Source organism: Rhizobium sp. USDA 4016 (assembly GCF_056279705.1).
Genome location: NZ_JBWCCY010000004.1, coordinates 2,095,760 through 2,113,762 on the forward strand (window position 1 = coordinate 2,095,760; position 18,003 = coordinate 2,113,762).

An 18,003-nucleotide genomic window follows, 5' to 3' on the forward strand; every position below is an offset into this window, starting at 1 on the left:
TCCAAGGACGAAGGCTTTTAATTGCGTTCGCCTCGGATGCAAGAAAAGGCTCCTTGGACGAGGCTCTTCTTCAATGGCAAGTTGGAGTGAAGCCGGATCGCGAGCGAGGCGTAACATACGCGCCTTCCTTCATAGACTACGGATGGCTGCCGAAATGCGTGCCCGACAAAGATCTAAATATGGCTGAACAGCGATTTCTACGCGGAGAACCGGTCGAATGAATTCGGCACAGGTCCTTGATGATGAAATTGCTGATCGGGAGTTTGAAGCGGACGAGTAGGAACATTCAACCGCCTCGGATGTTCGGCTGAATGGATCGCGCTGCCAAATCTCCTGTAACCGTGCTTTAGCCCCTTGCACGTGGCCGTGCGGTCCGCCTCAATTCTTCGCGCATCGGTCTGTTTGCGTACGGAAACCATGATCCCTATCAGGCGTTCATCTTTTGAACGTCACGTCATCCGACGTTCCTCTCCGACGTCAACAACTAGCCCCGCTTCGGCGGGGCTCTTTTTTAATGAAGGAGCGAATGTGAAGGCGAAGGAGCGCCGGCTGTGCCGGCAACTTACACGTTCGGCAGTCCGGTTGACCTTCGAAGACTCCCATGCGGCCGGCGCTGGACAAACAAAAAGATGGCTTCGTTTGCCTTATGGTGCATTTAAGCGTATTCTTATTTATCGGTCCGACAATTTCAACCGGGTGCCCCGGGCCGCTTGAGAGACGATCTGCTCTTGCCTGAAATAGGAGAGCTGCTATGTCTCTTTTCGAATTAATTTCCTTTACCGATGATGAGATTGAACTGATAACGTCCGTAGTCGGCCGTTGGTCAGAGAGAAATCATGTCGATGTCAAAAGCGAACACGGCCAGGCTGCGCTAACGCAGGCCATCGCCCTCGTCAGTTCCGGCATGAGTTCGCCGGGTGCCATCGTGGGGAGGCTCGATGAGGTTTGCGCGCCGCCCGCCCCCGAGTATCCTAGGTCTCTTGTTGACTAGTAAACGCTAGTGGCGACGAGGTAGCCCTTCGTCGTATGGCACTACCGTCCAAGAATAATCGCCCTATCCGCCGGATCGCGTCTGCGCCGCCGATGCCGATGTCGGCAAGCGTGCCGATCCCCATCAGCTTCCAACGCTGAACATCATCGGTGACCTTTCGCATTTCCGGAAGATCCTCCTGAATGGTCGTGACGCTGCCTGAAATAGCGGACCTCTTCTGCGCAATCGATAATTCCAAATGGCTAATATATAGAGCAGGTTCGTCGTGTTATTCAGTTCGTTTCCAGTTGTGAGGTAAGTCACGGAGGGTAAGGTGTTTCGATTGAGCGCTCGGTTCGCGTTTTTAGCCGCCTCTGCATTGGGTCTTCAGCCGTCCATGGCAGCTGCTGCCGACGATACGCAGATTGCGCGCGGCGAATATCTCGTCACGATCGGCGGCTGCAACGACTGCCACACACCGGGATATTTCTTCGGAAAACCGGACAGCTCGCGATTTCTGGGCGGCTCGGATGTCGGTTTTGAAATCCCGGGGGAAGGTGTTTTCGTCAGCCCCAACATTACGTCTGATAAGGAGACCGGCATCGGCAGCTGGACCAGGGATCAGATCGTGACTGCGATTCAGACCGGGCAACGGCCCGACGGTCGCGCCCTGGCGCCAATCATGCCGTGGCATGCATTCGCGCAGCTCACCAAAGAAGACGTGACATCGATTGCAGCATTCCTTCAAAGCCTGAAACCGGTAAGCCATCAGGTACCTGGTCCTTTCAAGCCAGGGGAGAAGGTTTCGACCTTTATGTTCCGGATCTTGCCGCCGGGCGAAACCGCAGCCGCCGCGCCAAACTAGGAGGTAACGGATGCCGGGAGAAGGTGACGGTGGAGTTGCGGGCGTCAGGCAGCACCCGAAGCAGCCATTGAACGCTGCATCCATTCCGGCTATTGGCAGCGGGATTGCCGGTAGAGTGCAGAGCGCATGGGTTGCGCAAGGCGGGAGCAACGATAGCCGCCGACGAAGGCGCAACGGCTCACGAGCTGATGGCAATGTTTGGCTGGTCGCGCTTGGCGATGGCCGAAATCTATACGAAGGAAGCCGACAAGAAGAAGTTGGCGCGAGGCGCGTCGGAACGCCTGTCGAACAGAATGTAGGTCGCACCTTTGGCCCTACGTGGTCGCACCTATAATAAAATCAATAACTTGGATGGTTTGGCGACCCCTGCAGGACTCGAACCTGCGACAACCTGCTTAGAAGGCAGGTGCTCTATCCAGCTGAGCTAAGGGGCCATCCGGCCGCTGCGTCCGTGCAGCGGCGAGAAGCGGCATGCCTGAGCGCTCAATGCGTCCAGGGCTGCGTGCGGGTATAGCGGAAATTATCAGGATAAGCGACTGTCTGGCGAGCAGGTTCCTTCGGCGCGATCACGCGGTATTCTATGCCGTTGCGCTTGGCATAGGCTTCCGCCAGTTCCTGCGTCTCGAAGGTCAGCCTCACCTGCTGGCGCATATCGCCGGAGGACGTGTAGCCCATAATGGGATCGATCTTGCGCGGCTGCTCCTGATCGAATTCGAGCACCCAAAGATGCGTCTTCGCCTTGCCGGACTGCATGGCGGTCTTGGCTGGACGGTAGATCTTGGCAGACATCAGCTGCACGCCTCCGGATATGCGGGCCTGACCCGCTGTAACTTACCCTTCCACCCCGTCTCCGGAATGGTCTTCATCGCCTCTATAACGCGAAGAGATGAATTTTGCTTAGCCGCGAATCCCTCCACTTTCAAGAAAAAAGCCAACTGAGGGGAATGCTTGCGCCGCAAGCCAGGATCCAGCCCGCCGGAGGGCTTGGTGATTGAAACGACAATGCCGTGTTGAAGACGGGGAAGACGCGAATTAGATATTGCGGGGCCGGGGTGAAGCGTGTATTGCCCCCTCTCACGGAGTGTAGCGCAGTCTGGTAGCGCATCTGGTTTGGGACCAGAGGGTCGGGAGTTCGAATCTCTCCACTCCGACCATCCTTTCAAAAAATGTTGTCTTCGCAGACGGCCAATGGCCCTGCGCAGGAGCCGTAAATGCAAGTTGAAGTCCCCTGCCCCAAGTGCGGCAAGACCCGGATGAACTTTCCGCGCCCGCAGCCGCTCGATAGCGACATCATCACCTGCTATCACTGTGACTTCGAACTCGGCACCTACGGCACCATCAAGCGCAAGATGGCGCTGTTCATGGAGCGATTGATCCAGGCCAAGGCCAAACCGGTGAGAAAGCAGTAATTCTAAGAGAGAGATCGGGCGGACGCTTCGGCGCGCCGCTACTTTTTCCTCGTCACCGTGGCGCTTGCGACCTTGTCGCCGACCTTGATTTCGAATTTCCTGACGATGCCGGCATTCAGCTCGACGACGTATTTCACCTCACCCATCGAATCAATGATCGCCCTCGAATAGGGCACGGCATTTTCCTTGATGTGGCGGATGGTGCCGCCGCTATCGATGAAGAGCATGTCGAGCGGCAAGATGGTGTTCTCCATCCACATGGTCACCCGCCGCGGCTGGCCGAAGTCGAAGATCATTCCGGCATCCTCGGCCATTTCCTTGCGGAACATCAGGCCGTACTGCCGCTGCTCATTGCTGGCGGCAATCTCCACCGTGAAATTCAGCATCCTACCGGAGGCAGTCTGGATCACCAACGGCTCCTTGTCGAAATGCGGTTGCTGCTGGGCAAAGGCGGAGACGGCCAGGATGAAAAAAAGCGCCAGAAAGGCGCCTTTGATGGCCTGCATTGCCATGCCGCGAGGCATCAGTGCGACCGGCTTGCCGGGCTTGGCATATCCGGGTGGATTTCGGCTGCCATCAAGCCCTTGTCGCCATCGCCGTAGCGGACGAGGACGACCTGGCCGGGGCGAAGCTCCGTCAGGCCAAAGCGGCGAAGCGTTTCCATATGCACGAAGATATCTTCCGTACCCTCGCCGCGCGTCAAGAAGCCGAAGCCCTTCGTGCGGTTGAACCACTTCACCAGTGCCCGCTCGAGGCCGCTCGTCGGGGTGACCTGCACGTGGGTGCGCACCGGCGGCAGCTGTGACGGATGGACGGCGGTCGACTGGTCCATGGAGAGAATCTTGAAGGCCTGATAGCCGCGCTCGCGGCGTTGGATCAGCGCGACGATGCGCGTGCCCTCGAGGATCGTCTGGTAACCGTCGCGGCGAAGGCAGGTTACGTGCAGCAGGACATCCTGCATGCCGTTGTCCGGGACAATGAAGCCGAAGCCCTTGGCGACATCGAACCACTTGACGACACCGGTGATTTCAACGAGGTCGACGGCATCCCCGGACAGCTCGTCGATATCGGTGAATTCCTTCGATGAAATCCTGTCAGCCATGTCGCCAGCCCCTCAATACGCGTCACACTGTTACGGTTAACTGATTCTTGAAATCAAGATTAACATCTTGGTAACGGATAAGCGCAAGTCCTGTTTTCGGTTATTCCCAACTGCTCATTTTAGTCGCATGCCTTGCCCGAAGCTGACCCCCCGCCACATAACGAAGCAGCTCCCACATTTTAGAGAGGAAATAGAATGCGTTATCTCCACACTATGATCCGCGTGAAGGATCTGGATGCCTCCCTGCATTTCTACTGCACGCTGTTCGGCCTGAAGGAAATCCGGCGCTCCGAAAACGAAAGCGGCCGTTTTACCCTGGTTTTCCTCGCCGCAAACGAGGATATCACAAATGCAGAGAAAAATGGCGCCCCCTGCCTCGAACTTACCTACAATTGGGATCCCGAGGAATATACCGGCGGACGCAACTTCGGCCACCTCGCCTACGAGGTTGACGACGTCTATGCGACCTGCCGGCATCTGATGGACAATGACATCACCATCAACCGTCCACCACGCGACGGCCGCATGGCCTTCGTTCGTTCGCCGGATGGGATTTCCATCGAAATCCTGCAGAAGAACGGCAGCCTTCCGGCGGCCGAGCCGTGGCTTTCGATGGGCAATACCGGCGCCTGGTAAGCTGAGGCTTTTGCGAGGCTTGCGGTTTTTGCGATTTCGGGCCGCCGCGCCCGCTTCGCGCTTGCCGCAAGCCCGCCCGGTAGGCACTCTCCGGCCGACTCGAAGCGGAAGACGACACGGTTGAATCGTTCTCCGCACCAACGGAGACCGTCGCTTGCTCATTCTCCAAAAGCGAATGCCCGCCACGGGCGCGCTTCTCATCGCTGTTGCCGCGGTTGCGCTGTCGGGCTGCGTCTCGAACCAGAAGGCCCTCGATTCCGCAGCTGCCGTGGCTGCCGATCCTTCAGCCGAGCAGCTTGCCGGGAACACGCCGGGCAAAACCGCCAACGGCGCCTATCGTGATCCGATGGTCACGAATGTGTCGAACGCGCAGCAGACGGCGGCAGCGCAGGATACCGACGCCGCCGCCATATCCGCCGGCACTGCGGCCACGCAGCCCGCCAATATCGGCGGCTTGGCGATGCAGCCAAGCCGCATCAATGCGAACGCCATGAGCATATTTTCCGCCCAACCGGCGAGGCCGCAGAACAACACGACCTCAACGATCATACAGCCGGCGGACGCCAACGCCTATGCACCCGTTCGAGGCATCGATGCCGCGCGCAGCAGCGTCTTCAGCGCGCCGCCGCCGCCCGCCCAGCCGGCACAGGGCGGCGAGATGCTTCTGCCGCAGCAATCCTCCGAAAAAACCAGCACAAGGCTTGCACCTGCCTATCAGACGACATCGCTCGCGACGGGTAACCTGCAAGGCGGGTCGATGAATGCGCTCTATGCCGCTCCAAAGCAGAACCTCGTCGGCGGTCTCGCCGGGCTCCTTGAGAAGGCGTCTCTGCCGGGCATGACGCGCGTGGCACCGAACGGCCTGCACATCCAAAATGGCAATGTCGAAGTCGGCTGCTTTAAGCCCGGGATGCTCAATGTCATCAAGGCGGTCGAAACCCATTTCGGCAAGCCGGTCATCGTCACCTCCGGATATCGCGACGCGGGGCATAACCGCATGGTCGGCGGCGCCGAAGAATCGATGCACAAGACCTGCGATGCCGCCGATATCAAGATCGACGGCGTGTCCAAATGGGATATCGCCGCCTTTATCCGATCGCTGCCGAACCGCGGCGGCGTCGGCACCTATTGCCACACCGAATCGGTCCATCTCGACACCGGTAAAAGCCGCGACTGGAACTGGAGCTGTGGCGCCGGACGTACCAGGACACCGAACGCAAGAGCCATCTGACGGCAGCGCGGTTTCCCGCATCACGTGGCGGCAACGCCGCAGCATCCCGTTAAAGGAACAGTCGGCAGCCTATTGATTCAGCTCGGATAATCGGCCTCCCACACAGGCTCTGATTTCCTGTCATTTTTTTGAAAGAAATCCGAAATTCCCGCTTGCGGGATCCAAAGCGCCTGACTATAAGGGCGCCACCACGAAGGAAGCGCCCTTCGTCTATCGGTTAGGACACCAGATTTTCATTCTGGGAAGAGGGGTTCGACTCCCCTAGGGCGTGCCATCAATCCATCGACAAAATCGGCAAGTCGGACAGTTTCGGGTAGCACCACGGGTAAACATTTACCCCGGCCCCGCAAAAAGGCGGGCTCCCCGGCACCCCAACCCTTTTCAACTATCAGAAACGCAATTCGGCGAGTTTCCCTTATAACTGGTTCCTTCGTTGAGTTCGCGGCCCGAATACGTCTGCACTCCTGCAATATTCTTACCCCCTGTAACGGCCATGATTTCGCTCGGGAGCATCCTACTTCCACGGTTCGGCGGCATGGCATGTCGTTTGCGTATCCTTTTGGAGACGGCCGAAGAGCTCGGCAGCGCGCAAGCTCCTTCACGCGGGGGGCGAGAGGCGCGGGCCAGGGCGTGCCATTTTTCTTTTCAATGTGTCTATTTATCAGTACGCTTGAGAAAGCGGTCGAGTGTTCCTATCTGCACCCGACACGACGCGCCCTTCGTCTATCGGTTAGGACGACAGATTCTCATTCTGTAAAGACGAGTTCGACTCTCGTAGGGCGTACCAAATTTATCAAACAAAATCATATGGTTATTTAGGCGAAAATGTTCGAGCGACTATTCATGATCCGGGGCAGGCCGGGGACAACTTTGCGGCGAGCGCCCTCGCGCCGAGCGAAGCAAGCGCCGACGGTATTGCAGGGCAAGATATTGCCGCCGACAAGTCCGAAATGATGACGGCGCCACATCTATGGATGGTTGAACAAAGCCGCGCAGGATGATTTGTTCGTCCCGACACTGCAACGACCGTCTTTTCCACAAGCCTCGAAAAAATCTGCGCGATCGCAAATTTTTCGCGTTTTGCCGCTTGCGGCGCACAAAAGTGCTGACTATAAGGGCGCCACCACGAAGGAGCGCCCTTCGTCTATCGGTTAGGACACCAGATTTTCATTCTGGGAAGAGGGGTTCGACTCCCCTAGGGCGTGCCATTTTCTCCTCTCAAATACAGTTTTATCGCCGGGCCAGCCATGCGGGTCTTCCCTACCGCCTGGACGTCCGCAAGCCTCGCGTAAAGTCCGCGCTCTATGAGCATGGCAAGCGGGTCTGCTTCGGTCCTTCGGAGCGCCGACCACCGCTCTTGCCGGCGGAACGGGCAGACGTTTCAAACGGCTTGAGAGGGGTACCTGAAGGGAGAAACATTTGCCGCGCGTGTCGATCTGTATACCGGCCTACAAGCCCGATTTCTTTGAACTCGCGCTGAAAAGCGCGATCGCGCAAAGTTTCGATGACACGGAAATCATTGTCTCCGACGATTGCCCGACGGATGCAATCGAGAAGATTTGCCAAAGATACTCAGGCGTTGTCCAGTACAGCCGCAATCCGGATCCTGCCGAGTACAAAAACGTCATACGGCTCGCCGGGCTCGCCAGCGGCGAGTATATCAAATATCTCTTCGACGACGACGTCCTCAATCCGTTCTGCATCCAGTACCTGCTTCAGGCACTTGAAGCCACACAGAACAGAGGGACGAAACTTGCGTTTTCCCCGCGCTATTTCATCGACGAGCGGAACCAGGTCACGAATCTCGGCAACGGATTGATGGTCGAAGGCTCTCTGAAGGTGATCGAGGGCCGCGACTTCATTCGCATCACCGCCGTCAAGCATCATAATCTGCTTGGCGAATTCTCGTCGGTGCTCATGCGAAGGGCCGATTGCTTCGATGAATCCGGCCGTTTCGGTCTTTTCAAGGTCGTGGACGGCATCATTTCCGGACCGCTCGATCTTTCGTCCTGGGTTGGGCTCTCCCTCCGCGGGGCGATCGTCGGGCATCCCATGCCCCTCTCCTATTTCCGCCAGCACTCCAATTCGCAGTCCAATCCGGCGGCCAACCGCTATTTCATCTACTCGATCACCTACTACGAGGAAGTGCTCGATCTCGCGATCGAGAAGGGCTACCTGCAGCCCTCCGATCTACCCATCGCCCATCGGAACCTCATCAATCACTATTCCTACTGGAGAGGATTGTTCCCGGAACTGGATGAACGGATCGCCCGCATCAGCACGCGTCTCTAAGTCCCATGCAGGCGCAATAGAAATCGCAAAGGATTAAATCACAATGGATGGAATCACGGGATCAGGGATGCCAAAGCTCATTGAAAGTGCCGCGACGTTACGCTCTGCGCTTGCCGCGAAATCGGGAATCTACGAACTGAAATTGCGCGCGCTTTTGGAACTCGCCGATGAATTGAAGATCGCCAAAGAGTATACCGCCAGCCTGCCGCCGATTGAAATCGGCAGCATCACGCTTGTCGACCAGGTTGTCCTGGTGCTGCTCGCCAAGATCGTGACGCCCCGCAAGATCATCGAGATCGGCACGTACAAAGGTTTCACCACACGCCTTTTCATCGAAAACACGCCGGAAGACTGCGACGTGGTCTCCATCGACTTGCCGAAGGGCCTCACGGCGCATCTAGCCGAGACTGACGAGCGCAGCGCCTTGTCGTCCGCCGAGCAGAATGACGACTATCTCCGCAAGCGCCAGGAAATCGACGGCGAGGCCTATCTCGCGTCGATCACCGAGGCGCAAAGGAAGCGTCTCAGGCTCGTTAAGGAAGACTCGACGACGATCAAATTCAAGGAGGCCTTCCAGTCGGCCGAGATGATCTTCATCGATGGCGGGCATGAGCACCAGATCGTCCGGGCGGATACGGAAAACGCATTCGGCATCGTCAAACGCGGCGTCATCGTCTGGCATGACTACAATTCCAAGATCCACGGGGACGTCACCGACTATTTGGCGGAGTTCTCGAAATCGCAGGTGGTCTTCCATGTCGCAAACAGCCTTGTAGCCTTTGCGCTGGTCAACATAGAGCTCTGATCATGGGTGCTAGCGAGATCAAAATCGGCAGCCTGTTGACGAAGGACGAGTTCCGGGAACTCACGGCACCGAACGACCGGATCGCTTATTCCCACCTCGCGCTCAGGATCGGTATCCATGCCGGCCTGCTTTTCGCGATGGTCCGCGCATGGGAAGGCGGCTATCCCGCGCTTGCTTTCGCAGCTTTTTATCTTAACGCCGTCCTATTGCAGTTCGCCGGCTATGCCGGCATCGGCCATGAGCTGTTTCACAAGAAGGTCTTCAGCAGAAAATGGCTGAACACTCTGTTCTTCAAGCTGTTTTCCTATGTGACCTGGAACAATCCGAGTTATTTCGAAAAAAGCCATCAGTTCCACCACGCTTCCACTTTCCATGAGGATGACAGCGAAATCTATCGCGATTTTCCGCTCGACTTGCTGGGCGCAGCGCGGCTCGTCCTGCTTGATTATCAAAGCCTTTGCAGGCGGATCCTCTATGCACTCTGCAATGCCTTCGGCTACGAAGCGTATTTCGGCAAGGGCGTCCGACTGAAACTGATGCCCCCCGAACGGCGCGCGGCGCAATCCGATGCGATCTCTATGCTTGCGCTCAACGCCATCTGCCTGGTGCTGTTTTTCCTGGTGACGCGGTCGCCTGCGCTCGCTCTCATGTTTTTCGTCACGCCGTTCGTCGGATCACTCCCGAATCGCGTCCTGGCGCTTGCGCAACACGTCGGTCTTGAAGACCACAAGGACGAAAGCGCGCTTCTTTTTTCAAGAACGGTCAATCTGCCGGCACCGGTCGCATTCTTCTATGCCAACATGAACTACCACGCCGAGCACCACCTGCTGCCGTCGGTTCCCTATTACAATTTGCCGAAGCTGCACGATATCCTGAATGCCAAGCTCAAAATGGAGCGCGAGGAAAAGGAATTCGGCTATCTCTTCACCCGGGACTTCTGGAGCTCGGTCGGAGTATCGGCAAAATTGGAAGGCAATGCCGTGCCTGAATGACAGGCTGGAGCGTTTGGTGCGCTCTCGGCGCAATCAGCCCCTGGACGTCAAGACCATGAAGCGCATAACGTTTGGCCGCCCCTCGGAGCAAATGAGGTAACGGTTGTCGTCGGTGAAATCGTTCAATTCCGGAAACTGCGTCAGATCCCTGACTGCAGGAGCAATGAAATCGACATTGAAAAGCGCTGCGGCCGAGGTGAGGAAACGGGTGTATTTGTCCCAGAAATCCTCAACCCAATTGTGGATCTCGATGACGATCGTCGCCTGTTTGAGGGCCGCCAAAGAGGCGACGTCGAAGATTTCGAATTCCGCACCCTCGGCGTCAACGAGGACGACTGTTTTCGCCAGATCAAGATGGCTGAGCTTTTCATAAAACAGCCTGTCTGCGGCCCCGAATATTTCGATCCTGTCCGACACGGAATTCGACTCGGCATTCGATGCAATGGTGCGCTGCCCTTCCTCGCTCAGCTCGAAGCAGACGGCGTTTTTCACCCGGCCCGACCGAAGCATGCCGATCGCATAGTATCCATCGGCGGCCCCGACATCGACGAAGCTCTCAAAGCCAGCCAATCTTTCGGAGAACAGGAAATCCAATATTTCCTTCTCATAGAGGCCCAAGAGCATCGACCCGAAGTCGCCGCCGCCCCACCAGTTGTTCTTCGCAAGCGAAAGCCCCTTGAAGGGACCGTATTTCACCACCCCGCCAAGCAGGTCGTAGATCTCCGACGACACGCGTCTTCTTCGCTGAAGAATCGTTTCCGCGCGCCATTGCTCACGCATCTCCATTGTCGCGCGGGACTGCCGTTCGAACACCTTTTGGAAGAAGATACGCTCGCCTTCAATCAGATCAGGCAGTTTTTCATTCATTGCGCGGTGTCTCTTTTCGCAGCTGCAGTCTGCATCTTTGGCGATGCGGACGTTGGAATCACGGCTGAAAGCGTATGAGATGGTACTCGGCTTAACAAGGCGGCCCGTCTGCTTCCCACAAACAAGGCAGCGACACGGGGTTGAACACGGACGCCACCCAGACCTCCAGGCGGCAAGCCTCAGGTAACGCCCGCATCCTATGACTCTCGCTATCGCGTCCGTTTTGTCTTCGCATATCGAAAACGGACGCAGTGGGACTGCACACCCTGTTACGGGCTGTGCGTTCCAACAGGCCAATGTGCAGCGCATCTGACCCATCCAGGGATGCGTGGAATGGATTTGAGAATGACCAAGAGAGCATTGCTCGTCGGCAGTAACTTCAGCGCAGTTCCTCTTCTATTCGCTTTGAAAAGGCGCGGCTTGCATATTTCCGTCTGCGGAAACCGGCCGGATGAACCCTGCCATGCGCATGCGGATCAATCGCATTTCATAGATTACAGCGATCCGAACGCGCTGCTTTGCCTCGTCGAGAACGGCGATTTCGACTTCATCGTGCCGACGGGCAATGACGTCGCCTACATGTCGACCACTTTCGTTGCCGGAAAACTCGGATTTCCCCGCTTCGATTCGATGGAAACCGCAACTATCATTCACACGAAGCAGGCATTCCGTCGCTTTACCGAGCGGAACGATATCCCTGCCCCGCGCTCCGTGCGCCTGCAGGGCGATTCGCCAATCGAGACCGGGTCGCTGCGCTATCCGCTGCTGGTGAAGCCGAGCGACAGTTTCAGCGGCCGCGGCGTCACGAAGGTTTTCGACCGAACGGAACTTGCCGCAGCCGTCGCCGATGCCCGACGGAACTCACGCTCTGCTGAGGTCGTCATCGAGGAATTCATCGAAGGCAGCCTGCACAGCCATTCCGCCTTCATCAAGGATCAGGAGATCGCGTTCGACGTCTTCGTCGATGAATATTGCACGGTCTATCCGTACCAGGTCGATTCATCGAACCATCCCTCACGCCTTTTCGAAACCGTTCGCTCGAAGACGCGCGCCATCATGGCGCGCGTCGTCAAGCTGCTAAGACTGCAGGACGGCCTGATCCACACGCAGTTTTTGTCGAATGGCGACGATGTCTGGATCATCGAATGCATGCGGCGCTGCCCCGGCGATCTTTATGGCTCGCTCGTCGACCAGTCTCTCGGCATCGATTATGCCGATCTCGTCATAACGCTGTTGCTCGGCGAGGCATTCTCGGTCACGCCGCGCTTCGAGCCGCCGCGGTTCTTCGGGCGCCACACCATCACCTCCGATACGCCGTCGACGCCGTTTTCCTTCTCGCACTCCATTCCGTCGTCCGATGTCCGCATCGCGCAGCTCAAGACCACCGGCAAGCCGATGAACTCGGCGCCGTTCGACAAGCTCGCCATCCTCTACGCGCGCTTCGAGACGCGCGACGAGATGCTGAAGGTGACGCCGGACTTCAAGACATTCATTTCTTTTCAAACGATGCAAGGAGATCTCGCATGATCCGCTCAAGACAGGGAGTACCGGAGAAGCTGCGCCTCGCTTTTCTAGGCGGCGCCGTCAATTCTGCCGTGGGTCGCGCCCATCGCGATGCAATCGAGCTTGATCAGAAATTCGACCTCGTCGCCGGTTGCTTCAGCCGCCACGACGACATCAATCGCGAGACGGCGCGGCAGTATCGCATCCTGCCGGAGCATTGCCATGCCGACTTCGATACCCTGCTTGCCAAGGAGGCCGGCAATATCGACGCCCTTGTCGTGCTCACGCCCACGCAGCAGCATACGAAGCAGGTCGTCGCAGCGCTCGAGGCGGGCGTCTCGGTGATCTGCGAGAAGGCACTTGCCGGTTCGAGCGCCGAAGCCCGTATGATCGGCGGAGCCCGCGCGAACGGAGCATTTCTGGCCGTTACCTACAACTACACGGGATATCCCATGCTTCGCGAAATCCGCAGCATGGTCGAGCACGGCATTTTCGGCGAGCTGCAGCAGATTCATATCGAGATGCCGCAGGAGACCTTCCTCCGTTTCCGCCGCGACGGGACGCCGATGACACCGCAGGATTGGCGCTTGCACGACGGTGTCGTGCCAACGGTCTCGCTCGATCTCGGCGTTCATGTGCATTCGCTTCTATATTTCCTGACGCAGCGGAAGCCGGAAGAAGTCTGCGCAACCAGCCAGAGTTTCGGCAACTTTCCGCAGGTGCTCGACAATGTCCACGCGCTCGTGCGCTGTGCCGGCGGCCTGCACTGCAGCATGTGGTACGGCAAGACCGCGCTCGGGCAACGCAACGGCCTGCGAGTGCGGCTCTACGGCTCCAAGGCATCGATCGAATGGCACCAGGAAGTCCCCGAGGTCGCCTACTTCTACGACCGCAATGGCCGCAAGCAGATCCTCGATCGCGCCAGCCCGGACATCATGATCGCCAATGATACGCGCTATGAGCGCTTCAAGGCAGGCCATCCGTCAGGCTTCATAGAAGCCTTCGCGAATTACTATGCAGACCTTGCCGATGCCCTGTTGCAATGCAAGGCAAAGACCACACGCCTTGCCCATCCCTACGTGCTCGGACTCGAGGAGGCAGAGGAAGGGCTGCGGCTGCTGGAAGCAATCGAATGCTCGCGACTTGAAAACCGCTGGGTCGAGATTGAGCCGCAAGGCGTACGTCGCTCGGTTGCGGAACGGGTCGAAATCCGGGCCCCGCAACTGGCGCTCTGGCCAAGCGCCCTATGAAAGTAACCGGAAGCGGCGTGATCAATGGTCACGCCGCTTCCGTATGAGCAGCCGCCAATGAATAGCAATTTGCATCGCGGCGCCAATCGCTGAGGCAGAGCTGCTCTTAACGTCTGAAAACAAATGAGGTCACTGGCCGGCTATTGCGAGCGATCTCGCGCCGCAGGTCTTTCGATCTGCAGCCGCCAGAATATCGTGTTCTTAGGCCGACTCGATCAGCGCGCAGACCTTATCGACGATCTCCATCTCCATGTCCGGATAAATGGGAAGGCAAAGCACCTGCTGGGCGGCTTCGGTTGCGACCGGCAGGTTCGATGGCTGCGCGGACGGCAGACTGCGATACATCGAGAAGCTCGAAATCAGCGGATAGAAGTAGCGGCGCGGGTGAATGCCGTTCTCCTTCAACCTCTCATACAGTCCGTCGCGCGAGATGGGATAGCCAGGGCGTACGAGGATCGGGAAATAGGAGAAGTTGGAGACGGTCTCGCCGGAACGGTCCAGGCATTCGATGCCTGCAACGCCGCGAAGCCGCTCGCGATAGGCGCGGTCGATCACCTCGCGGCGTTCGAGCGCGAGTTTGATGTATTTCAGTTGCAGCAAGCCGAGCGCGGCGTTGAATTCGCTCATCTTGCCGTTCGTGCCCGGCGCCACCACGGTCACTTCATCGACGTAACCGAAGTTCTTCAGCTGGTCGATCCGGGTCTTCGTCTTCGCGTCCGGGCAGATGATCGCCCCGCCTTCGAATGTGTTGAAGACCTTCGTCGCATGGAAGCTCAGGACGGAAAGGTCGCCGTGGTTGAGAACGCTTCCCCGCTCGTCTTCCACGCCGAAGGCATGGGCGGCGTCATAGATGACCTTGAGATTGTAGAGATCGGCGATCTTCTGGATCGCGTCGACGTCGCAAGGGTGGCCGTAGCAATGCACCGGCATGATCGCCGTCGTCTGTTGCGTGATCGCCGCCTCGATCTTTGCCGGATCGAGATTGAGCGTCACCGGATCGATATCGACGAAGACGGGTTTCACGCCGTTCCAGAGAAGCGAATGCGAGGTGGCCACGAAGGAATAAGGCGTGGTGATGACCTCGCCGGTGATGCGGAGTGCCTGAAGTGCAGTCAGCAATGCAACGGTGGCGTTGGAGAACAGACTGATATGCTTCACACCGAGATGGCTGCAGAGTTCCTGCTCCAATTGCTGATGAAACGGTCCGCCATTGGTCAGGATGCGGTTGTTCCAGATCGCTTCCAGCGATGGAATGAATTCCTCGAGCGGCGGCAGACTGGGTCTCGTTACAAAGATCTTCTCGTTTTTCATGACCGCCGTCCAGAGGTTGGGCATATCGCGCAAAGTGGGCTTGGTCCAACATCATGCTTCAACCTGTTCCCAAGCTGACCAGCGAAAGTCCGCGCGAACAGTGTGGCGCAAGCTTCACGTCCAATAGTCGGCACCCAAACAAGCCCGAATGCCGTTCGTGGATCACAGAGACGGCAGCCATGTGCGAAGGACGATGCCTTGACGATCAATCAGCCCATTTCCGCTCTGCCGGCCGGCCTTCCTGATCTGGCGTTTCTCACGGAAAAAGCTGCCAGCACCGGATCGGTCATTATCTATCAGCCTTATCTCGATCCTACGCAGCGCGGCCAGCTTGACAAAGCCGCAGTGCCGCTCGACATCTCATTCAATACGCAGGCTTCGACCCGCGAATACGAGCTCTTCCGCATCCTGCATCACCATCACGAGGCGATCGGCCTTGGCGACGACGTGTTCTGGGGGCTCCTTTCCAGCAAATTCGAGATGAAGTCCGTCACCAGCTTCCCCTCCTTCGTCACCGAGGCGGAAAGGGCCAGGGCGGAAGGTGCGGATGCCTATCTCTACAATCCGCTGATCGGCCATGCGGCAATCTACAGCAATGTCTGGGAACATTCTCTGCTCGGCGGTCATCCCGGCATGGAGCCGATCTTCCTGCATATCCAGAAGCTCGGTCATCCAATCGCGCCGCCGCAGGACAAGACGGCCTTCATGTTCTGCAACTATTTCTGCGGCAACCGGAAATTCTGGTTCGGGTATTTCGCCTTTTGCGAACGCATTCTCGAATCGCTGGAAAACGAAGCGCGTCTCGGCACGGCGGCGGGCACCGCCTATGCAGGTGCGGCCCACTATTCACGCGATGCCAATGCGAATATGCGTCCCTTCGTGATCGAGCGTCTGCTCGGGCTTTATGTCCAGGAGGCTGCCGCCTCCGGATTGAAGATCACCGCCTTCGTACCGACAGTCGCCGATTTCGAGTGGAAGTTCGGCGTCCGCCTCGGCCGCATGCTGCATAGCCTCTTCGCCGCCAAGGAAGCCTTTCTGCAAAGCCGCGACCAAGCTCTCCTGACTTCCTGGCAAGAGGGCCGCCAGCCGCTGATCAAGCAGCCGCATCTCATCTGGGGCGCCGACGACCCGCCGGCCTGGATGCCGCGCGGCCAGTTCATCGGTGGCCGCGAATTGATGCGCGCCGATGCTCCGCAGCCTTCTGGCACCGCCCCGGCGAAGCAGCAAGCGGGACATGCCGAAATGCCCGTGGCGCCGAAGATCGAGCAGCCACTCCGCAACGCAATACAGCCCTTTGCCGGCGGATGGCAGGCGCACAAGGACCGTCATTGCATCTGGATCGTGACACCCGCCAATTACAACCATAGCCACGCCTTCGACGAGGTCGCGCTCGGCCTGCAGGGCGCCTTCGAGGAACTCGGTGGCTCCGCACCGATCGTCCGCGACATGAACGCTTTCGCGGGTCGTGCGCCGATCATCTACGGGGGCAATCTTCTTTCTGCCGAAATCGTTGGACACCTACCGAAGGACAGCGTCGTCATCAATCTCGAGCAGGTCTCCGAAGAAAGCATCTGGATCAATTCGCGCTACACCTCGATCCTGAAGTCGCTGCCGGTTCTCGACTACAGCCCGCGCAACCGGGAAAACCTCGCCGCCAAGGGCATTGAACACGCCGGCGTGCTCGAAATCGGTTACAGCCGCTGCCTCAGCCAGATAAAGCACGCCCCCGTCAAGGACATCGACGTGCTGTTTTACGGCTCGATGAACGAGCGCCGCCACCATATCCTGAAGGCTCTGGAACAGGGCGGGCTGAAGGTCGCACATCTCTTCAACATCTATGGTGCGGAACGCGATGCGGCCATTGCCCGCGCCAAGATCGTCATCAACATCCATCATTATGCGAGCGGCGTGTTCGAGATCGTGCGCATTTCCTATCTGCTCGCCAACTGCGTCTGCGTGCTGACCGAAGGCGACATCCGCGATCCGGACCTCCAGCCGTTCATCGGCGGTCTGGCGATCGAGCCCTATGACGCCTTGATCGAGCGCTGCCACAAGCTGATCGCAGACGCCGATGAGCGCGATACCATTGCCGCAAAGGGTTTTGCGGCAATGCAAAGCCGCTCGCAGGCGGACATGCTGATGAGCGTCATGAAGGCCGACGCTCGATGAAAACCGCAGAAAAGGTGCGTCATGCGTATTGAGACCACGGCCATCGAGGGCATCGTCGCGATCACGCCGCCACGCTTCGGCGATCACCGCGGCTACTTTTCCGAGGTGTTCAAGGATGCCTGGTTCCGAGAAAATGTGGCCGACGTCACCTTCATCCAGGACAATGAATCGCTTTCGGCTGAGCCCGGCACCGTCAGGGGACTGCATTTCCAGATACCGCCCTTCGCACAGGGCAAGCTGGTGCGCTGCCTCGCCGGCCGGATCATGGATGTCGTCGTCGATATCCGCACCGGCTCACCGAGCTTCGGCAACTGGCTCTCTCAGGAGCTCTCGCCGGAAAATGGCACTCAGCTCTGGGTGCCGCCCGGCTTCGCGCATGGATTTGCCACGCTCGAGCCCAACAGCGTCATCAACTACAAGGTGACCGCTCCCTACAACCCGCAGCATGATCGCGGCATTGCCTGGAACGACCCAGCGATCGGCATCCGCTGGCCGGTCGACGAGAAAGCCATGGTGCTGTCCGACAAGGACAGGACGCTGCCGAGGCTCGCCGACTTGCCTAACCACTTTTCTTATTCAGCAAAACAAACCAAGGATTGAT

General features: G+C 58.1%; 19 protein-coding genes and 5 tRNA genes. 17 read left to right on the forward strand and 7 right to left on the reverse strand.

The genetic code is table 11. From position 1 onward, the window contains the following. The first annotated feature begins 751 nt into the window (after positions 1-751). Positions 752-991: a hypothetical protein gene (locus ACZ9DP_RS25625; protein ID WP_194729614.1), complete on the forward strand. Its 240-nt coding sequence runs from the start codon at positions 752-754 to the stop codon at positions 989-991. Here ACZ9DP_RS25625 and ACZ9DP_RS25630 read toward each other — a convergent pair. Beyond that, entirely contained in the window at positions 972-1,229 is a 258-nt protein-coding gene (locus ACZ9DP_RS25630) for a DUF1515 family protein (protein WP_476203954.1), read from the reverse strand. The two genes, ACZ9DP_RS25625 and ACZ9DP_RS25630, sit on opposite strands and share 20 nt — an antisense overlap. A gap of 75 nt (positions 1,230-1,304) precedes the next feature. Here ACZ9DP_RS25630 and ACZ9DP_RS25635 point away from each other — a divergent pair, with 75 nt between their 5' ends. Beyond that, complete coding sequence (locus ACZ9DP_RS25635) at positions 1,305-1,835, forward strand: c-type cytochrome (protein ID WP_476203955.1); 531 nt, start codon at positions 1,305-1,307, stop codon at positions 1,833-1,835. A gap of 104 nt (positions 1,836-1,939) precedes the next feature. After that, positions 1,940-2,134 carry a tyrosine-type recombinase/integrase gene (locus ACZ9DP_RS25640; protein ID WP_476203956.1) on the forward strand — a complete coding sequence of 65 codons (195 nt, stop codon included), beginning with the start codon at positions 1,940-1,942 and terminating at the stop codon, positions 2,132-2,134. A 58-nt stretch (positions 2,135-2,192) separates the two neighbouring features. On the opposite strand, the gene ACZ9DP_RS25645 is transcribed toward ACZ9DP_RS25640, so the two are convergent. Together ACZ9DP_RS25645 and ACZ9DP_RS25650 are read right to left on the reverse strand one after the other, a co-directional pair. Then, positions 2,193-2,269 (reverse strand) — tRNA-Arg (locus tag ACZ9DP_RS25645). 49 nt (positions 2,270-2,318) lie between these two features. Further along, positions 2,319-2,624 (reverse strand): ETC complex I subunit, encoded by a 306-nt coding sequence (locus ACZ9DP_RS25650; protein WP_194729612.1) that lies wholly within the window; start codon positions 2,622-2,624, stop codon positions 2,319-2,321. 288 nt (positions 2,625-2,912) lie between these two features. Between ACZ9DP_RS25650 and ACZ9DP_RS25655 the strand changes: the two genes are divergently transcribed. Next, a tRNA-Pro gene (locus ACZ9DP_RS25655) sits at positions 2,913-2,989 on the forward strand. Between the two features lie 57 nt (positions 2,990-3,046). Then, a complete protein-coding gene (locus ACZ9DP_RS25660; protein ID WP_132552593.1) occupies positions 3,047-3,244 on the forward strand; it encodes a hypothetical protein in 198 nt (65 codons plus the stop codon). A gap of 38 nt (positions 3,245-3,282) precedes the next feature. Here ACZ9DP_RS25660 and ACZ9DP_RS25665 read toward each other — a convergent pair whose 3' ends face one another. After that, the gene (locus tag ACZ9DP_RS25665; RefSeq protein WP_476197978.1) at positions 3,283-3,750 is read right to left on the reverse strand and encodes a DUF192 domain-containing protein; all 468 of its coding nucleotides are present in this window, start codon (positions 3,748-3,750) and stop codon (positions 3,283-3,285) included. Positions 3,751-3,767: 17 nt separating this feature from the next. Then, on the reverse strand, positions 3,768-4,346 hold the full coding sequence (locus tag ACZ9DP_RS25670) for a cold-shock protein (protein ID WP_022715433.1): 579 nt from the start codon (positions 4,344-4,346) through the stop codon (positions 3,768-3,770). Positions 4,347-4,541: 195 nt separating this feature from the next. On the opposite strand from ACZ9DP_RS25670, the gene ACZ9DP_RS25675 reads away from it, so the two are divergent. From ACZ9DP_RS25675 to ACZ9DP_RS25710, 8 genes are all read left to right on the forward strand, one after another. Then, positions 4,542-4,982 carry a VOC family protein gene (locus tag ACZ9DP_RS25675; protein ID WP_476203957.1) on the forward strand — a complete coding sequence of 147 codons (441 nt, stop codon included), beginning with the start codon at positions 4,542-4,544 and terminating at the stop codon, positions 4,980-4,982. A gap of 175 nt (positions 4,983-5,157) precedes the next feature. Further along, positions 5,158-6,213 (forward strand): YcbK family protein, encoded by a 1,056-nt coding sequence (locus tag ACZ9DP_RS25680; protein WP_476205477.1) that lies wholly within the window; start codon positions 5,158-5,160, stop codon positions 6,211-6,213. A 199-nt stretch (positions 6,214-6,412) separates the two neighbouring features. Continuing rightward, positions 6,413-6,487 (forward strand) — tRNA-Glu (locus tag ACZ9DP_RS25685). A gap of 438 nt (positions 6,488-6,925) precedes the next feature. After that, positions 6,926-7,000, forward strand: a tRNA-Glu gene (locus ACZ9DP_RS25690). A gap of 346 nt (positions 7,001-7,346) precedes the next feature. Then, a tRNA-Glu gene (locus ACZ9DP_RS25695) sits at positions 7,347-7,421 on the forward strand. 220 nt (positions 7,422-7,641) lie between these two features. Next, positions 7,642-8,505, forward strand: a complete 864-nt coding sequence (locus tag ACZ9DP_RS25700) for a glycosyltransferase family 2 protein (protein WP_476205478.1) — start codon at positions 7,642-7,644, stop codon at positions 8,503-8,505. A gap of 67 nt (positions 8,506-8,572) precedes the next feature. Further along, the gene (locus tag ACZ9DP_RS25705) at positions 8,573-9,310 is read left to right on the forward strand and encodes a class I SAM-dependent methyltransferase (protein WP_476203958.1); all 738 of its coding nucleotides are present in this window, start codon (positions 8,573-8,575) and stop codon (positions 9,308-9,310) included. Positions 9,311-9,312: 2 nt separating this feature from the next. Next, positions 9,313-10,302, forward strand: a complete 990-nt coding sequence (locus ACZ9DP_RS25710) for a fatty acid desaturase family protein (RefSeq protein ID WP_476203959.1) — start codon at positions 9,313-9,315, stop codon at positions 10,300-10,302. 33 nt (positions 10,303-10,335) lie between these two features. On the opposite strand, the gene ACZ9DP_RS25715 is transcribed toward ACZ9DP_RS25710, so the two are convergent. After that, entirely contained in the window at positions 10,336-11,169 is an 834-nt protein-coding gene (locus ACZ9DP_RS25715) for a hypothetical protein (protein WP_476203960.1), read from the reverse strand. 345 nt (positions 11,170-11,514) lie between these two features. Here ACZ9DP_RS25715 and ACZ9DP_RS25720 point away from each other — a divergent pair, with 345 nt between their 5' ends. Then, the gene (locus ACZ9DP_RS25720) at positions 11,515-12,696 is read left to right on the forward strand and encodes an ATP-grasp domain-containing protein (protein WP_476203961.1); all 1,182 of its coding nucleotides are present in this window, start codon (positions 11,515-11,517) and stop codon (positions 12,694-12,696) included. Then, on the forward strand, positions 12,693-13,922 hold the full coding sequence (locus ACZ9DP_RS25725) for a Gfo/Idh/MocA family protein (protein WP_476203962.1): 1,230 nt from the start codon (positions 12,693-12,695) through the stop codon (positions 13,920-13,922). The genes ACZ9DP_RS25720 and ACZ9DP_RS25725 overlap by 4 nt, the downstream gene beginning before the upstream one ends. A 201-nt stretch (positions 13,923-14,123) precedes the next feature. Here ACZ9DP_RS25725 and ACZ9DP_RS25730 read toward each other — a convergent pair whose 3' ends face one another. Continuing rightward, the gene (locus tag ACZ9DP_RS25730) at positions 14,124-15,233 is read right to left on the reverse strand and encodes a DegT/DnrJ/EryC1/StrS family aminotransferase (RefSeq protein ID WP_239598938.1); all 1,110 of its coding nucleotides are present in this window, start codon (positions 15,231-15,233) and stop codon (positions 14,124-14,126) included. Between the two features lie 198 nt (positions 15,234-15,431). Between ACZ9DP_RS25730 and ACZ9DP_RS25735 the strand changes: the two genes are divergently transcribed. After that, entirely contained in the window at positions 15,432-17,402 is a 1,971-nt protein-coding gene (locus tag ACZ9DP_RS25735) for a CgeB family protein (protein ID WP_476203963.1), read from the forward strand. Between the two features lie 21 nt (positions 17,403-17,423). Next, positions 17,424-18,002, forward strand: coding sequence for a dTDP-4-dehydrorhamnose 3,5-epimerase (gene rfbC, locus ACZ9DP_RS25740; RefSeq protein WP_476203964.1), 579 nt, complete (start codon positions 17,424-17,426; stop codon positions 18,000-18,002). The last annotated feature ends 1 nt before the right edge of the window (position 18,003 follow it).